Below are 15,675 nucleotides of genomic sequence, written 5' to 3'. Positions count from 1 at the left end.
GCTTAAGGTTCAATGAGTTACGGCGCGCCGTTGGCGTCGCGCGGCCCAGCGTCGGGCGCATGTCGTGCCACCATGGGGTGATGTCCCTCGAGGCGAAGAGTGCCGACGAACTCGGCACGGGCGCGCGCTGGTCGCTCATGGTCGTCTCCCTGGCCGTGACCGCGACGTCGTTCCTGTTCATCAACGGCGTCGCGTTCCTGATCCCGTCGCTGCAGGCGCGCCGCGGCATTCCGTTGGCCGAAGCGGGCCTGTTGTCGTCCATGCCGAGTTGGGGCATGGTGGCGACGCTGGTGCTCTGGGGCTGGGTGCTGGACCGCGTCGGTGAGCGGATCGTGCTGACGGCCGGATCGGCGCTCACCGCGGCGGCGGCCTACGCCGCGGCGTCGGCGCATTCGATGCTGGCCATGGGCGCGTTCCTGTTCCTCGGCGGGATGGCCGCCGCCAGCTGCAACACCGCCGGCGGCCGGCTGGTGTCCGCGTGGTTCCCGTCGCACCAGCGGGGCCTGGCGATGGGCATCCGCCAGACCGCGCAGCCGTTGGGCATCGCCCTGGGCGCGATGGTGATCCCCGAGCTGTCCGAGCGGGGCCCGCGTTCGGGGCTGATGTTCCTCGCGCTGATGTGCACGATGGCGGCGGTCGCGAGCGCGCTGGGGATCGTCGACCCGCCGCGGAAATCACGCAAGGTCGCCACCGACGCGGAGCTGGCCAGCCCGTATCGCGGCTCGTCCGTACTGCCGCGGATCCACGCCGTCAGCTCGCTGCTGATGGTGCCGCAGACGGTGACGGTGACGTTCATGCTGGTGTGGCTGATCGATCGCCGCGGCTGGTCGGTGGCCGGCGCGGGCGGGCTGGTCATGGTCTGCCAGCTGCTGGGCGCGGTGGGACGAATCGTGGTCGGACGTTGGTCCGATCGCGTCGGATCGCGCATGCGACCGGTCCGCGTCATCGCCGCCGCCGGCGCGGCAGCCCTCTTCCTGCTCGCCCTCACCGACAACGGCGGGTCGGGCTACGACGTGTTGCTGATGGCCGCCGTCGCGGTGATCGCGGTGCTGGACAACGGGCTCGAGGCCACCGCCATCACCGAATTCGCCGGGCAATTCTGGAGCGGGCGCGCCCTGGGGGTGCAGAACACCACCCAGCGGGTGATGGCCGCCGCAGGGCCGCCGCTGTTCGGCGCGCTGATCGTGGCCGCCGGATACCCGCCGGCCTGGGCGCTGTGCGCGTTGTTCCCGCTGGCGGCCGTCCCGCTGGTGCCCGCCGACTCGGGCGGAGCGAGACCATCGGGAAGCGCGGCATCGCCGGGATCGGGCCGTGGCCGCGAGGTGGTCGGCGCTCCGCGATCACGCTGAGGCGTTGTTTAGGGCGTCGGATAACCCGCGATCGCCCGTGCGCTCACGGTTTCGAGCGTGCGCACGGGGCGGCGACACGCCGGGAAACCCCACCCTGGATGCACGCGGGAAGCGGCGCCGCTCAGCGCAGGATCCTCGCGTACAGCAGGCTGTCCTGCGGCTCGATGCCCAGGTTGGGGTAGACCGCGTGGCGGGCCAGCCGGCCCTCCAGCACGAAACCGGCGCGCTCCAGCAGCCGCGCCGAGCGCACGTTGTCGACGTTGCAGGTGGCCCACACCCGATACACCCCGCGGTCGCTGTCGAGCGCGTCCAGCAGCATGTCGAGAACCTCGGCCATCAAGCCCTTGCCCCACCACCGCCGGCCCAGGCAATAGCCGATTTCGACCGAGTGCGGCACCGGGCGCCGGCAACTGGCCAGCCCGATCACCTCACCGCTGTGCCGCAGCTCGATCACCCACGTCCGCTCGTCGGGCGTGGCGTTGAGCTTCTCGGTGATCACCCGCCGGGTCGCCGCCACGTCCGGATGCGGCGCCCACATCAGATACCGGGTGACCTCGGGGTCCCGGGCCACCCGCTGGAACAGCGCGCCGGCGTCGTCGAGCACGGGCCGGCGCAGCACCAGCCGCGGCCCGGTGATGCGGTCGGGTGGGTAGTCGGCCACGTCAGAGGCCGAGCGCTTGATAGGTGCGGCGGACGAATTTCGGTTGCGCGGATTGGAGTTTCGCCAGCGAGGTGTTGCCGGCCACCGCCGCCGCCACGTCCGCGGACATGTCGGGCATGTTCTGCACCAGGTAGATCAGGATCAGCTCGGCGCCCGGGTCGGCCTGCCACCACGTCCCGTAGGCGCCCGGCCAGCTGAACGTCCCCAGCCCGCCCGGCCCGAACAGCGGCGCGCTCCTGGCCGGGTCGGTCACCACCGACAGGTTCAGGCCGAAGCCGCGGCCCACCCAGTACGGCGCCCCGAGGAAGTGGTGCCGCTTCTGTTCGTCGGTCAGCCGGTCGGTGCGCATCAGGCGGGCGGACTCGGGCGACAACACCCGCACCCCGTCGATCGTCCCGTCGCCGAGCAGCATCCGCACGAACCGCAGGTAGTCGTCGGCGGTCGACAACAGGCCACCGCCCGCGTTGGGGAAGGAGGGCGGCGTGATGTGCGGCGGGCCCATCACGTCGTGGTGCAGTTGGCCGTCCCCGTCGAGGCGGTACATCGTCGCGGCACGGCGGCGCGCCTCGAGGGACACGAAGAACCCGGTGTCGGGCATGCCCACCGGGCCCAGCACCCGTTCGTCGAGCACCTCGTGGAACGGCTTGCCCTCGATGCGTGCCGCGATGACGCCCAGCAGGTCGATGGAGTGGCTGTAGGTGAGCCGGTCGCCGGGTTGATGCACGAGAGGCAGTTTGGCCAGCTCGGCCAGCCAGGCGTCCGGGCCCTGGTTGAACGGCAGCCGTATGTACGCCTTCGCGATCGGCCCGGACACCGAGAAGCCGTAGGCCAGGCCGCTGGTGTGGGTGAGCAGGTCCTCGATCAGGATCGCGCGCCGCACCGGGTGCGTCCGGTCCAGCGGGCCGTGCGGGTCGTCGAGCACCCGCAGGTCGGCCAGCTCCGGCGCCCAGCGCACCACCGGGTCTTTCAGCGTGAGCTTGCCCTCGTCGACCAGGCTCATCACCGCCGCGACGGTGACCGGCTTGGTCATCGAGGCGATCCGGAACAGCGTGTCGCGCTGCATCGGCAGGGCGGCGTCCACGTCGCGGTGACCGATTTCGTTGACCTGCAACACTTCTCCGCGCTGCCAGACCATGGTCAGCGCACCGGCGAGCAGGCCCGCGTCGCACACTTCGCGGATGGAGGCGCCATTGACGTCGAGATTCACCCGATTGAGGTTAGCGTCGGGCCCGGTGCGCGCGATCGTCACACTAGGACTGTCGCCCGTCCAGCGCCTCCGAGACGGTGGGATAGAGGTCGATGAACTCGTCGAGGCCCACGATGCGCAGCGGCCTGCTGGTGGCCGAGCCGTCGGCCGCCACCCGCAGCGAGGTCGGGCTGTTCTCGGTCAGGCGATGCACCTCGACCAGCACGGTGATGCCGGCGGAGGACAGGAAATCCACCTCGGTGAGGTCGATGACGAGCACCGCGGGCGTGCCGGACAGGGCAACGTCGATGTGCGTGGCGAGCGAGGGCGCGGTGATGATGTCCACCACACCGTTGACCTGCAACACCACCGCGTCACCGGCATCGCGGCGGGTGACGAAGAACTCCTCGCTCACGATTCGAACGTACTGTCTTCTCCGCAACGCCCGACCACCCGGGCCGGTTCAGTGGCGCCGCGCCCGCACGTACCAGAACGCCATCTCGACCTGCGAGCCGTCCACCTCGCGGCGCATCGTGGCGGGCTCCAGCGATTCGATGTCCCAGCCCGCGCCGCCGAGCACGTCGCGCAGCGTCTGCTCCGAGACCGACGGCCGGGGCCACCGCTCGTCGGGGCCGTTGGTGTCGGAGAAGCAGCTGATCAACAGCGTGGCGCCGGGCCTGCACGCCCGGCGCACGGCGGCGGCGTAGCTGCGCTTGCCGTCGTCGTCCAGGCAGTGGAACATGCCGCTGTCGATCACCGTGTCGAACGCGTCGGTGAAGCCCTCCAGTTTGGTGGAGTCGGCCACCGCGAACGTGACGTCCGCCCCGGCCTCGTGCGCCCGCCGCTGGGCGGTGACCAGCGCGGTGGGCGAGATGTCCAGCCCGGTGACCCGGAACCCGTTTCGCGCCAGGTAGATCGCGTTGTCGCCGAGCCCGCAGCCGATGTCTAAGACGTCGCCGTGGACCCAGCCGCCGCCATGCCACGCGACGACACTGTCCTTGGGTGCCTTGGTATCCCACGGCGGAGTGGCCATCGGCGGGATCCCCTCGCCGGGGCTCTCGCCGCGGTAGAGCGCGTCGAAATCCATCCGCTGCAATCCCGAGAATCCCGAGCCGGTCATTTCCGCCAGGGTAGCGCGGCGAGGCGGGTGGGGCGGCTGTGGCGGGGTAGTTGCGGCGGGGCGGGCGATCGAGGGTGGCGCCGCCTCGTGCCTCCCGCCGCCGCAGGCTGAAGGGATGCTACGCTGCCGGGCAGTCGACATCCTTTAACGATCCGTCCGGCGAGGCGGAGAAGGAGGTCAAGTCTCGCATGGGTGCTGTGGACGAGAGCGGCTCGGGCCGCGAGTCCCGGGAACTGATGTCGGCGGCCGACGTCGGCCGCACCATTTCCCGCATCGCGCATCAGATCATCGAAAAGACCGCGCTGGACGGTCCCGACGCGCCCCGGGTGGTGCTGTTGGGCATCCCGACCCGGGGCGTGACCCTGGCCGAGCGGCTGGCCACCCACATCGCCGAGTTCAGCGGCGTGGAGGTCGGCCGCGGCGGGCTCGACATCACGCTCTACCGCGACGACCTGATGCAAAAGCCGCCGCGGCCGCTGGAGGCCACCTCGATCCCGGCCGGCGGCATCGACGACGCGTTGGTGATCCTCGTCGACGACGTGCTCTACTCCGGGCGCTCCGTGCGCTCCGCGCTCGACGCGCTGCGCGACGTCGGCCGCCCGCGGGCGGTGCAGCTGGCGGTGCTGGTCGACCGCGGCCACCGCGAATTGCCGCTGCGCGCCGACTACGTCGGCAAGAACGTGCCCACCTCCCGCGGCGAGAGCGTGCACGTGCTGCTGAGCGAGCAGGATGGCCGCGACGGGGTGGTGATCTCGCGATGACGCGTCACCTGCTGGCCGCCGGGGACCTCGGCCGCGACGAGGCCACCGCGATCCTCGACGACGCGGACCGGTTCGCCGAGGCGTTGGTGGGCCGTGAGATCAAGAAGCTGCCGACCCTGCGTGGGCGCACGGTGATCACCATGTTCTACGAGAACTCCACCCGCACCCGGGTGTCGTTCGAGGTGGCCGGCAAGTGGATGAGCGCCGACGTGATCAACGTCAGCGCGGCCGGGTCGTCGGTTGGCAAGGGTGAGTCGCTGCGCGACACCGCCCTGACGCTGCGGGCGGCCGGCGCCGACGCGCTCATCATCCGCCATCCGGCGTCCGGGGCGGCCCACCTGCTCGCCGACTGGACATGCGCCGACGACCACGCCGGCCCCTCGGTGATCAACGCCGGCGACGGCACCCACGAGCACCCGACGCAGGCGCTGCTCGACGCGCTGACCATCCGCCAGCGCCTCGGCGGCATCGAAGGCAGGCGCATCGTGATCGTCGGCGACATCCTGCACAGCCGGGTCGCCCGCTCCAACGTCATGCTGCTGAACACCCTGGGCGCCGAGGTGGTGCTGGTCGCCCCGCCGACGCTACTGCCGGTCGGGGTCGACGGCTGGCCGGTCACCGTGTCCGGCGACTTCGACGCCGAGCTGCCCGCCGCCGACGCGGTGCTGATGCTGCGCGTGCAGGCCGAGCGGATGAACGGCGGCTTCTTCCCGTCGGTGCGCGAATACTCCTCCCGCTACGGGCTTTCGGATCGCCGCCAGGCGATGCTGCCCGGCCACGCGGTGGTGCTGCACCCGGGTCCGATGCTGCGCGGCATGGAGATCGCGTCGTCGGTGGCCGACTCGTCGCAATCGGCGGTGCTGCAACAGGTTTCCAACGGTGTGCACGTGCGGATGGCGGTGCTGTTCCATGTGCTGATCGGCGCCGAGTCGGCCGGAACTGAGGGGGCGGCATGAGCGTCCTGATCCGCGGGGTGCGGTTGTACGGCGAGGGTGACCGGGTCGACGTGCTGGTCGGCGGTCCCGGTTTTGAAGGCCAGATCGCCGAGATCGGGGCCGGGCTCGCGATCCCCGAAGACGCCGACGTCATCGACGCCACGGATCACGTGTTGCTACCCGGGTTGGTCGACCTGCACACCCACCTGCGCGAGCCCGGGCGCGAATACGCCGAGGATATCGAAACCGGTTCGGCCGCAGCGGCTTTGGGCGGATACACCGCGGTGTTCGCGATGGCCAACACGAATCCGGTCGCCGACAGCCCGGTGGTCACCGACCACGTCTGGCACCGCGGCCAGCAGATCGGCCTGGTCGACGTGCACCCCGTCGGCGCCGTCACCGTCGGACTGGCCGGCGCCGAGCTCACCGAGATGGGCATGATGGCGGCCGGTGCCGCGCAGGTTCGGATGTTCTCCGACGACGGCATCTGCGTGCACGACCCGCTGGTGATGCGCCGCGCCCTCGAGTACGCCACCGGCCTGGGGGTGCTCATCGCCCAGCACGCCGAGGAACCCCGGCTGACCGTCGGCGCCGTCGCGCACGAGGGACCCACCGCGGCCCGGCTGGGACTCTCGGGCTGGCCGCGGGCCGCCGAGGAGTCGATCGTCGCCCGCGACGCGCTGCTGGCCCGCGACGCCGGCGCCCGCGTCCACATCTGCCACGCGTCCACCGCGGGCACCGTCGAGTTGCTTAAATGGGCTAAGGGGCAAGGGATTTCGATCACCGCGGAGGTCACCCCGCATCACCTGCTGCTCGACGACAGCAGGCTGGCCAGCTACGACGGGCGCAATCGCGTCAACCCGCCGCTGCGCGAATCCGGCGACGCGGCGGCGCTGCGCCAAGCCTTGGCCGACGGCGTCATCGACTGTGTGGCCACCGACCACGCCCCGCACGCCGAGCACGAGAAGTGCGTGGAGTTCGCCGCGGCGCGGCCCGGCATGCTCGGCCTGCAGACCGCGCTGTCGGTGGTGGTGCAGACGATGGTCCGGCCCGGGCTGCTGACCTGGCGCGACGTCGCCCGGGTGATGAGCGAGAACCCGGCGAGCATCGTCGGGCTGCCCGATCAGGGCCGCCCGCTGGAGGTGGGGGAGCCGGCAAACCTGACGGTGGTCGACCCCGACGCCACCTGGACCGTCGCCGGTTCCGGTCTGGCCAGCCGGTCGGCCAACACGCCGTTCGAGTCGATGGAGCTGCCCGCCACCGTGACCGCGACCCTGCTGCGCGGCAAGGTCACCGCTCGAGACGGGAAGTGTCCGGCATGAATTCGGGGACGCTGGTGGGGTCGCTCATCTTCGCGGCCGTGCTGGTGGTAATCATCGCGGTGGTCATCCAGCTGATGATGCGCAGCTGGCAGCGTCGCTCGCGGCGGCAGACGGAACTGATCGGCGACCTGCCCGAGGTGCCCGACCAGGTGGGCGCGGTGATCGCCACCACCCGCGGCCACTACTGCGGTTCCATGATGGCCCCGGACTGGAACGAGCGGATCGCGGCCGGTGACCTGGGTTTCCGCAGCAAGGCGGCGCTGACCCGCTACTCCGGCGGGATTCTGGTGGAACGCCAACGGGCTCAGCCGATTTGGATCCCCAAAGACTCGATCACCGACATCCGCATGGAGCGCAGCATGGGGGGCAGGGCGGTGGCCCGGATCGGGATCCTGGCGATCCGGTGGCGGCTGCCGTCGGGCGTCGAGATCGACACCGGCTTTCGGGCCAACCATCGCGACGAGTACGCCGAGTGGCTGGAAGAGGAAGCAGCGTGACGAATAAGGCCCTACTGGTACTCGAGGACGGGCGAGTCTTCACCGGAACGGCGTTCGGCAAGGTCGGCCAGACGCTCGGCGAGGCCGTGTTTTCCACCGGCATGTCCGGCTACCAGGAGACGCTGACCGATCCCAGCTATCACCGCCAGATCGTGGTGGCCACCGCCCCGCAGATCGGCAACACCGGCTGGAACGACGAGGACGCCGAGAGCCGCGGCGACAAGATCTGGGTCGCCGGCTACGCCGTGCGCGATCCCTCACCGCGCGCGTCGAATTGGCGCGCCACCGGCACCCTGGAGGACGAGCTGGTGCGCCAGCACGTCGTCGGGATCGCCGGCATCGACACCCGGGCGGTGGTGCGCCACCTGCGCACCCGCGGATCGATGAAGGCCGGGGTGTTTTCCGGTGCGGCGCTCGCCGACCCGGCCGAGCTGGTGGAGCGGGTGCGGGGGCAGGAGTCCATGCTGGGCGCCGATCTCGCCGGCGAGGTCAGCACCCCGGAGCGCTACATCGTGGAACCCGAGGGCCCACCGGGGTCTTCGAGGTTCACCGTGGTCGCGCTGGACCTGGGCATCAAGACCAACACCCCGCGCAACTTCGCGCGCCGCGGGGTCCGCAGCCACGTGCTGCCGTCGTCGACGAGCTTCGAGCAGATCGCCGACATCGCACCCGACGGCGTTTTCCTGTCCAACGGCCCGGGCGATCCCGCCACCGCCGACGACGTCGTCGCGCTCACCCGCGAGGTGCTGGGCGCCGGGATCCCGCTGTTCGGCATCTGTTTCGGCAACCAGATCCTGGGCCGGGCGCTGGGCCTGTCCACCTACAAGATGGTGTTCGGCCACCGCGGCATCAACATCCCGGTCATGGACCACGCCACCGGCCGGGTGGCGGTCACCGCGCAGAACCACGGCTTCGCGCTGGAGGGCGAGGCGGGCCAGTCCTTCGACACGCCGTTCGGCCCGGCCGTCGTCAGCCACACATGCGCCAACGACGGGGTGGTCGAAGGCGTCAAACTCGCTGACGGGCGGGCGTTCTCGGTGCAGTACCACCCCGAGGCCGCCGCCGGCCCACACGACGCGGAATACCTGTTCGACCAATTCATCGACCTGATGGCGGGCCACCAATGACCGCGAGTGACCGTGTCTGTCCGGCGACACGCCGTAAACGGTGTACAAACGCGGTCGCTCGCGTCAAAGAAGGAGGGTGCTAGTGCCGCGTCGCACCGACTTGCGTCACGTGCTGGTGATCGGCTCGGGGCCGATCGTCATCGGCCAGGCGGCCGAATTCGACTACTCCGGCACCCAGGCCTGCCGGGTGTTGCGGGCCGAGGGGCTCCAGGTCAGCCTGATCAACTCCAACCCGGCCACCATCATGACCGATCCGGAGTACGCCGACCACACCTACGTCGAGCCCATCACCCCCGCGTTCGTCGAGCGGGTGATCGCCCAACAGGCCGAGCGCGGCAACAAGATCGACGCCCTGCTCGCCACGCTGGGCGGACAGACCGCGCTCAACACCGCGGTCGCGCTGCACGAGAACGGGGCGCTGGAGCGCCATGGTGTCGAGCTCATCGGCGCGGACATCGACGCCATCCAGCGCGGCGAGGACCGGCAGATGTTCAAGGACATCGTCGCCAAGGTCGGCGGCGAATCCGCCCGCAGCCGCGTGTGTTTCACCATGGACGAGGTACGCGAGACGGTCTCCGAACTCGGGCTGCCCGTCGTGGTGCGGCCCAGCTTCACCATGGGCGGGCTGGGTTCGGGCATGGCGCGATCCGTCGAGGAGGTCGACCGGATGGCCGGCGCCGGCCTGGCCGAGAGCCCCAGCGCTAACGTGCTGATCGAGGAATCGATCTACGGCTGGAAGGAATTCGAGCTCGAGCTGATGCGCGACGGCCACGACAACGTGGTCGTGGTGTGCTCGATCGAGAACTTCGATCCGATGGGCGTGCACACCGGTGACTCGGTCACCGTCGCGCCCGCCATGACGCTCACCGACCGGGAATACCAGCGGATGCGCGACCTGGGCATCGCGATCCTGCGCGAGGTCGGGGTGGACACCGGCGGCTGCAACATCCAGTTCGCGGTCAACCCTGTCGACGGCCGGCTGATCGTCATCGAGATGAACCCCCGGGTGTCCCGGTCCAGCGCGCTGGCCTCCAAGGCCACCGGCTTCCCGATCGCCAAGATCGCCGCCAAGCTGGCCATCGGCTACAGCCTCGACGAGATCGTCAACGACATCACCAAGGAAACGCCGGCCTGCTTCGAACCCACCCTCGACTACGTGGTCGTCAAGGCGCCGCGGTTCGCATTCGAGAAGTTCCCGGGGGCCGACCCCACCCTGACCACCACGATGAAGTCCGTCGGCGAGGCGATGTCGTTGGGCCGCAACTTCATCGAGGCGCTCGGCAAGGTGATGCGGTCGCTGGAGACCACCCGGGCGGGTTTCTGGACCAAGCCCGACGATGACGGCGACATCGACGAGGTCCTGACTCGGCTGCAAACCCCGACCGAGGGTCGGCTCTACGACATCGAGCTGGCGCTGCGGCTGGGCGCCTCGGTCGAGCAGGTCGCCGGGGCCAGCGGCGTCGACCCGTGGTTCTTGGCCCAGATCGGCGAGCTGGGCAAGCTGCGCGCCGAGCTGGTCGACGCGCCGGTGCTCGACACCGACCTGCTGCGGCGGGCCAAGCACAGCGGGCTGTCGGACCGCCAGATCGCCGCGCTGCGGCCGGAGTTGGCGGGCGAGGACGGGGTGCGCTCACTGCGCGAGCGCCTCGGCATCCACCCGGTGTACAAGACCGTGGACACTTGCGCGGCGGAGTTCGAGGCCAAGACGCCGTATCACTACAGCAGCTACGAGCTCGACCCGGCGGCCGAGTCGGAGGTGGCCCCGCAGGCCGAGCGGCCCAAGGTGCTGATCCTCGGGTCCGGCCCCAACCGCATCGGCCAGGGCATCGAATTCGACTACAGCTGCGTGCACGCGGCAACCACGTTGTCGCAGGCCGGTTTCGAGACCGTGATGGTCAACTGCAACCCGGAGACGGTGTCCACCGACTACGACACCGCCGACCGGCTGTACTTCGAGCCGCTGACGTTCGAGGACGTCCTCGAGGTGTTCCGCGCCGAACAGCAGTCGGCCGGCGACGGCCCCGGCGTGGTCGGGGTCATCGTGCAGCTGGGCGGCCAGACCCCGCTCGGGCTGGCGCAGCGCCTCGCCGACGCCGGGGTCCCGATCGTGGGCACCCCGCCGGAGGCGATCGACCTGGCCGAGGACCGCGGCGCGTTCGGCGACGTGCTGGCCGGCGCCGGATTGCCGGCGCCGAAATACGGCATGGCAACGACTTTCGCGCAGGCCCGCCGGATCGCCGAGGAGATCGGCTATCCGGTGCTGGTGCGGCCGTCGTACGTGCTGGGCGGCCGCGGCATGGAGATCGTCTACGACGAGCAGACGCTGGAGGGCTACATCACCCGCGCCACCGCGCTCTCGCCCGAACACCCGGTCCTGGTCGACCGATTCCTCGAGGACGCGGTGGAGATCGACGTCGACGCGCTGTGCGACGGCGCGGAGGTCTACATCGGCGGCATCATGGAGCACATCGAGGAGGCCGGCATCCACTCCGGCGACTCGGCCTGCGCGCTGCCGCCCGTCACGTTGGGCCGTAGCGACATCGAGAAAGTGCGCCGCGCGACGGAGGCCATCGCCCACGGCATCGGGGTGATCGGGCTGCTCAACGTGCAGTACGCCCTCAAGGACGACGTGCTCTACGTCCTGGAAGCCAACCCGCGCGCGAGCCGCACCGTTCCCTTCGTCTCCAAGGCCACCGCGATCCCGCTGGCCAAGGCGTGCGCCCGGATCATGCTGGGTGCCACCATTCCCCAGCTCCGCGCCGAGGGCCTGCTGGCGTCCTCCGGGGACGGCGCCCACGCACCGCCGCAGGCCCCGATCGCGGTCAAGGAGGCCGTGCTGCCGTTCCACCGCTTCCGCCGGACCGACGGGGCCGCCATCGATTCGCTGCTGGGCCCCGAGATGAAATCGACCGGCGAAGTGATGGGGATCGACCGGGACTTCGGCAGCGCCTTCGCCAAGAGCCAGACCGCGGCCTACGGCTCGCTGCCCGCCGAGGGCACCATCTTCGTCTCGGTCGCCAACCGCGACAAGCGATCCCTGGTGTTCCCGGTCAAGCGCCTGGCCGACCTCGGCTTCCGCGTCCTGGCCACCGAGGGCACCGCGGAGATGTTGCGCCGCAACGGGATTCCGTGTGACGAGGTGCGCAAGCACTTCGAGGACCCGCAGCCCGGCCGCCCCGCGATGTCGGCCGTCGACGCGATCAAGGCCGGTGAGGTGGACATGGTGATCAACACGCCATACGGCAACTCCGGCCCGCGCATCGACGGCTACGAGATCCGCTCGGCGGCGGTGTCGGTCAACATCCCCTGCGTCACCACGGTGCAGGGCGCGTCCGCCGCCATCCAGGGCATCGAGGCGGGCATCCGCGGCGACATCGGCGTCCGGTCGCTGCAAGAGCTGCACAGCCTCATCGCCCCGGACAAGGGCGCACGGTGACGAGGTTCGGCCTGCGGCTGGCCGAGGCCAAGGCGCAGCGCGGCCCGCTCTGCGTGGGCATCGACCCGCATCCGGAGCTGCTGCGCGCCTGGGATCTGCCGACCACCGTCGACGGGCTGGCCGCCTTCTGCGACATCTGCACCGAGGCCTTCTCCGGTTTCGCCGTCGTCAAGCCCCAGGTCGCGTTCTTCGAGCCCTACGGCGCGGCCGGGTTCGCGGTGCTGGAACGCACCATCGCTGCCCTGCGCGCGGCGGGCGTGCTGGTGTTGGCCGACGCCAAGCGCGGCGACATCGGCACCACGATGGCGGCGTACGCCACCGCCTGGGCGGGGGATTCGCCGCTGGCCGCCGACGCGGTGACCGCGTCGCCCTACCTGGGGTTCGGCTCGCTGCGGCCGCTGCTGGAAGCCGCGGCGGCGCACGACCGGGGGGTGTTCGTGCTGGCGGCCACCTCCAATCCCGAGGGCGCGACCGTACAGCGCGCCGCCTTCGACGGCCGCACGGTCGCCCAGCTGGTCGTCGACCAGGCGGCCGTGGTGAACAAATCGGCGACCCCGTCCGGGCCCGGCTACGTCGGCGTGGTGGTGGGCGCGACGGTGCTCCAGGCGCCCGACCTCAGCGCGCTGGGCGGCCCGGTGCTGGTGCCGGGCCTGGGCGTGCAGGGCGGCCGGCCCGAGGCGCTCGCCGGGCTCGGCGGAGCGGATCCCGCGCAGCTACTGCCCGCGGTGGCCCGCGAGGTGCTGCGTGCCGGGCCGGGGATTCCGGAGCTGCGGGCGGCCGGCGAGCGGATGCTGGACGCCGTCGCCTATCTGGGCACCCTGTAGGTCCTGTCGGCCGCTCTGTAAGCCCCTTGCCGGTGAACTCTTGGCATTGGGTGTGCGCTGAGGGCGTATCCGGCCCCTTCTGCGCCGTCAGCGCACCCGCGGAGCCGTCAGCGCACCCGCAAAGCGTGGGGTCAGTCCGACGCCATCGACGTGCTGGGCCGGGCGGTCTCCACGATCACGGTGGTGGCCTTCACGACGGCCACGGCGACGCTGCCGGGCCGCAGCTGCAGCTCCTCGGCGGCCTCGGTGCTCATCAGCGAGACGACGGTGAACGGGCCGCACTGCATCTCCACCTGCGTCATCACCGTGTCGCTGGTGACCTTGGTGACCAGCCCGACGAACCGGTTGCGCGCCGAGCTGCCGATACTCAGCGGGTCCGGCGGCGGGGCGGGCGCGTTCGACCGGGAAAAGCGCGCCAGATCCTCGCTGGCGATGACCTTGCGGCCGGCCGCGTCGTGGCCGACCGTCAGCGATCCCTGGTTGATCCATCGCCGGACGGTGTCGTCGCTGACTCCGAGCAGCTCAGCGGCCTGACGGATCCGCAGGTTCGACACCGCTAAATGGTAACCCGGCGAGGATCGGCCGCGGGCCGTACCAGCGCTCGACGCGTGACCGTGCCGTCCGGGCGGCGCAGGCGCGACACGCGCGACACGCGACGGAAAATGCGTGATCCCCCGCACGAGGCGTTTCGGGTCGCCGGGACCGCCCTTCGCCGCGGCCCCAGCGGCGGCGCCCGCCCCGGCAATCCGAGGTAAAACCCCAGCTCAAGTGCCATATGCGGGCGCCCGACGCGGTGCCGCCCACGCCGCGACGACGCCGATCGCGGCCGCCGCGCGCGACGCGCGACGAACCGCAATTGAGGGCCAAACGCCCGGCGCATGCTGGGACTTTGCCCCCCGAACCAGGGGGTCGGGTTAGATTTCGTCAGGAGGCCTGAGTACGGTCGTCTCCGCTGGCAGAAGAACCGGCGAGACAAAATGAGATCGATTGAAATTGATTGATCAGATACGGAGGAATCGTGGCCCTTCCCCAGTTGACCGACGAGCAGCGCGCGGCCGCGTTGGAGAAGGCGGCTGCCGCACGTCGAGCACGAGCAGAGCTCAAGGACCGGCTGAAGCGCGGCGGCACCAACCTCACCCAGGTGCTCAAGGACGCCGAGACCGACGAAGTCCTGGGCAAGATGAAGGTTTCTGCGCTTCTCGAGGCGTTGCCCAAGGTGGGCAAGGTCAAGGCGCAGGAAATCATGACTGAGCTGGAGATCGCCCCCACCCGCCGCCTGCGCGGCCTCGGCGACCGCCAGCGCAAGGCCCTGCTGGAAAAGTTCGGCTCCTAGCCCGGCCTCGGTCAACCCGCGCTATGGGCGCACCGGCCCAGGGGCGCCAGTGAGCGCAAGCGGGGGACCGGACGTCGAGCACGGCACGCGTCCCGCACCATCAGGTAAGGGGCGTGTGGTCGTGCTGTCCGGTCCCTCCGCGGTCGGCAAGTCGACAGTGGTCCGGTGTCTGCGCGAGCGGATCCCGGACCTGCACTTTTCCGTTTCGGCCACGACACGGGCGCCGCGGCCGGGCGAGGTCGACGGCGTCGACTACCATTTCGTCACCCCCACCCGCTTCCAGCAGCTCATCGACGACGGCGCGCTGCTGGAGTGGGCCGAGATCCACGGCGGCCTGCACCGGTCGGGCACCCTGGCCGAGCCGGTGCGGACCGCCACCGCCGCCGGGATTCCGGTGCTCATCGAGGTCGACCTGGCCGGCGCGAGGGCGGTCAAGAGGGCGCTGCCCGAGGCGATCACGGTGTTCCTCGCTCCGCCCAGTTGGCAGGACCTGGAGGCCAGGCTCGTCGGCCGCGGCACCGAAACGCCGGAGGTCATGCAGCGTCGTCTCGAAACGGCGCGCGTCGAGATGGCGGCCCAGGACGACTTCGACGAGGTCGTGGTCAACCGTCAATTGGAGTCTGCGTGCGCCGAATTGGTATCCTTGCTGCTAGGAACTGCGCCGAGCCCGCATGACCCGCCTGGCCAGACCAGCCAGGGCAGATCGCATCGAGATTGAGCATTCGAATTGTCAGCGGTAGCCAATCCGTTTCGGGGCTCTGACCGCCTTCGCACGTTGAGGAGTTTGACCTAAGTGACTATTCCGCAGTCCGACGCGGCGTTGGCCGCCGTCCCCGACCGCTTCGACCCCTCGGCGGGGGGCCAGGGCGCCTACGACACCCCGCTGGGCATCACCAACCCGCCCATCGACGAGCTGCTGGACCGCGTGTCGAGCAAGTACGCGCTGGTGATCTACGCCGCCAAGCGGGCCCGCCAGATCAACGACTACTACAACCAGCTCGGCGAGGGCATCCTCGAATACGTCGGGCCGCTGGTCGAGCCGGGGCTTCAGGAGAAGCCGCTGTCGATCGCGCTGCGCGAGATCCACGCCGACCTGCTCGAGCACACCGAGGGCGAGTAACAGG

General features: G+C 70.5%; 16 protein-coding genes. 11 read left to right on the top strand and 5 right to left on the bottom strand.

Going from position 1 to position 15,675, the window contains the following annotated elements; all coding sequences use genetic code 11:
* Nucleotides 1-80 precede the first annotated feature (80 nt).
* Nucleotides 81-1,349 (top strand): MFS transporter, encoded by a 1,269-nt coding sequence (locus BST44_RS21790; protein ID WP_142274630.1) that lies wholly within the window; start codon nucleotides 81-83, stop codon nucleotides 1,347-1,349.
* 121 nt (nucleotides 1,350-1,470) lie between these two features.
* On the opposite strand, the gene BST44_RS21785 is transcribed toward BST44_RS21790, so the two are convergent.
* From BST44_RS21785 to BST44_RS21770, 4 genes are read right to left on the bottom strand one after another with little or no spacing between them, the layout of a single operon-like run.
* Nucleotides 1,471-2,010, bottom strand: a complete 540-nt coding sequence (locus BST44_RS21785; RefSeq protein ID WP_083179168.1) for a GNAT family N-acetyltransferase — start codon at nucleotides 2,008-2,010, stop codon at nucleotides 1,471-1,473.
* A gap of 1 nt (nucleotide 2,011) precedes the next feature.
* A complete protein-coding gene (locus BST44_RS21780; RefSeq protein WP_083179188.1) occupies nucleotides 2,012-3,217 on the bottom strand; it encodes a serine hydrolase domain-containing protein in 1,206 nt (401 codons plus the stop codon).
* Between the two features lie 43 nt (nucleotides 3,218-3,260).
* Entirely contained in the window at nucleotides 3,261-3,611 is a 351-nt protein-coding gene (locus BST44_RS21775; protein WP_083179167.1) for an STAS domain-containing protein, read from the bottom strand.
* Between the two features lie 48 nt (nucleotides 3,612-3,659).
* The gene (locus BST44_RS21770; RefSeq protein ID WP_142274631.1) at nucleotides 3,660-4,292 is read right to left on the bottom strand and encodes a class I SAM-dependent methyltransferase; all 633 of its coding nucleotides are present in this window, start codon (nucleotides 4,290-4,292) and stop codon (nucleotides 3,660-3,662) included.
* A gap of 212 nt (nucleotides 4,293-4,504) precedes the next feature.
* Between BST44_RS21770 and pyrR the strand changes: the two genes are divergently transcribed.
* From pyrR to pyrF, 7 genes are all read left to right on the top strand, one after another.
* Nucleotides 4,505-5,077, top strand: a complete 573-nt coding sequence (gene pyrR, locus BST44_RS21765; protein WP_083179165.1) for a bifunctional pyr operon transcriptional regulator/uracil phosphoribosyltransferase PyrR — start codon at nucleotides 4,505-4,507, stop codon at nucleotides 5,075-5,077.
* Nucleotides 5,074-6,033, top strand: coding sequence for an aspartate carbamoyltransferase catalytic subunit (locus BST44_RS21760; RefSeq protein ID WP_083179164.1), 960 nt, complete (start codon nucleotides 5,074-5,076; stop codon nucleotides 6,031-6,033). The genes pyrR and BST44_RS21760 overlap by 4 nt, the downstream gene beginning before the upstream one ends.
* A complete protein-coding gene (locus BST44_RS21755) occupies nucleotides 6,030-7,334 on the top strand; it encodes a dihydroorotase (RefSeq protein ID WP_083179163.1) in 1,305 nt (434 codons plus the stop codon). Before BST44_RS21760 ends, BST44_RS21755 begins: the two co-directional genes overlap by 4 nt.
* Complete coding sequence (locus tag BST44_RS21750) at nucleotides 7,331-7,831, top strand: PH-like domain-containing protein (protein ID WP_083179162.1); 501 nt, start codon at nucleotides 7,331-7,333, stop codon at nucleotides 7,829-7,831. Before BST44_RS21755 ends, BST44_RS21750 begins: the two co-directional genes overlap by 4 nt.
* The gene (carA, locus tag BST44_RS21745) at nucleotides 7,828-8,958 is read left to right on the top strand and encodes a glutamine-hydrolyzing carbamoyl-phosphate synthase small subunit (protein WP_083179161.1); all 1,131 of its coding nucleotides are present in this window, start codon (nucleotides 7,828-7,830) and stop codon (nucleotides 8,956-8,958) included. Before BST44_RS21750 ends, carA begins: the two co-directional genes overlap by 4 nt.
* An 82-nt stretch (nucleotides 8,959-9,040) precedes the next feature.
* Nucleotides 9,041-12,394, top strand: coding sequence for a carbamoyl-phosphate synthase large subunit (carB, locus tag BST44_RS21740; protein ID WP_083179160.1), 3,354 nt, complete (start codon nucleotides 9,041-9,043; stop codon nucleotides 12,392-12,394).
* Entirely contained in the window at nucleotides 12,391-13,218 is an 828-nt protein-coding gene (gene pyrF, locus BST44_RS21735) for an orotidine-5'-phosphate decarboxylase (protein WP_083179159.1), read from the top strand. The genes carB and pyrF overlap by 4 nt, the downstream gene beginning before the upstream one ends.
* 131 nt (nucleotides 13,219-13,349) lie before the next feature.
* Here the strand turns inward: pyrF and BST44_RS21730 are convergent, their stop codons facing one another.
* Nucleotides 13,350-13,772 (bottom strand): TOBE domain-containing protein, encoded by a 423-nt coding sequence (locus tag BST44_RS21730; RefSeq protein ID WP_083179158.1) that lies wholly within the window; start codon nucleotides 13,770-13,772, stop codon nucleotides 13,350-13,352.
* Nucleotides 13,773-14,236: 464 nt separating this feature from the next.
* Between BST44_RS21730 and mihF the strand changes: the two genes are divergently transcribed.
* From mihF to rpoZ, 3 genes are all read left to right on the top strand, one after another.
* Complete coding sequence (gene mihF / locus BST44_RS21725) at nucleotides 14,237-14,551, top strand: integration host factor, actinobacterial type (protein ID WP_007171927.1); 315 nt, start codon at nucleotides 14,237-14,239, stop codon at nucleotides 14,549-14,551.
* Between the two features lie 49 nt (nucleotides 14,552-14,600).
* A complete protein-coding gene (gene gmk, locus BST44_RS21720; protein WP_142274629.1) occupies nucleotides 14,601-15,269 on the top strand; it encodes a guanylate kinase in 669 nt (222 codons plus the stop codon).
* Nucleotides 15,270-15,344: 75 nt separating this feature from the next.
* On the top strand, nucleotides 15,345-15,671 hold the full coding sequence (gene rpoZ, locus BST44_RS21715) for a DNA-directed RNA polymerase subunit omega (RefSeq protein ID WP_055403752.1): 327 nt from the start codon (nucleotides 15,345-15,347) through the stop codon (nucleotides 15,669-15,671).
* Nucleotides 15,672-15,675: the final 4 nt, after the last annotated feature.

This window comes from Mycobacterium scrofulaceum (genome assembly GCF_002086735.1).
GTDB classification, from domain to species: Bacteria; Actinomycetota; Actinomycetes; order Mycobacteriales; family Mycobacteriaceae; genus Mycobacterium; species Mycobacterium scrofulaceum.
The sequence above is the reverse complement of the archived record's forward strand: the minus strand, read 5'-3'. Positions and strand labels throughout refer to the sequence as shown.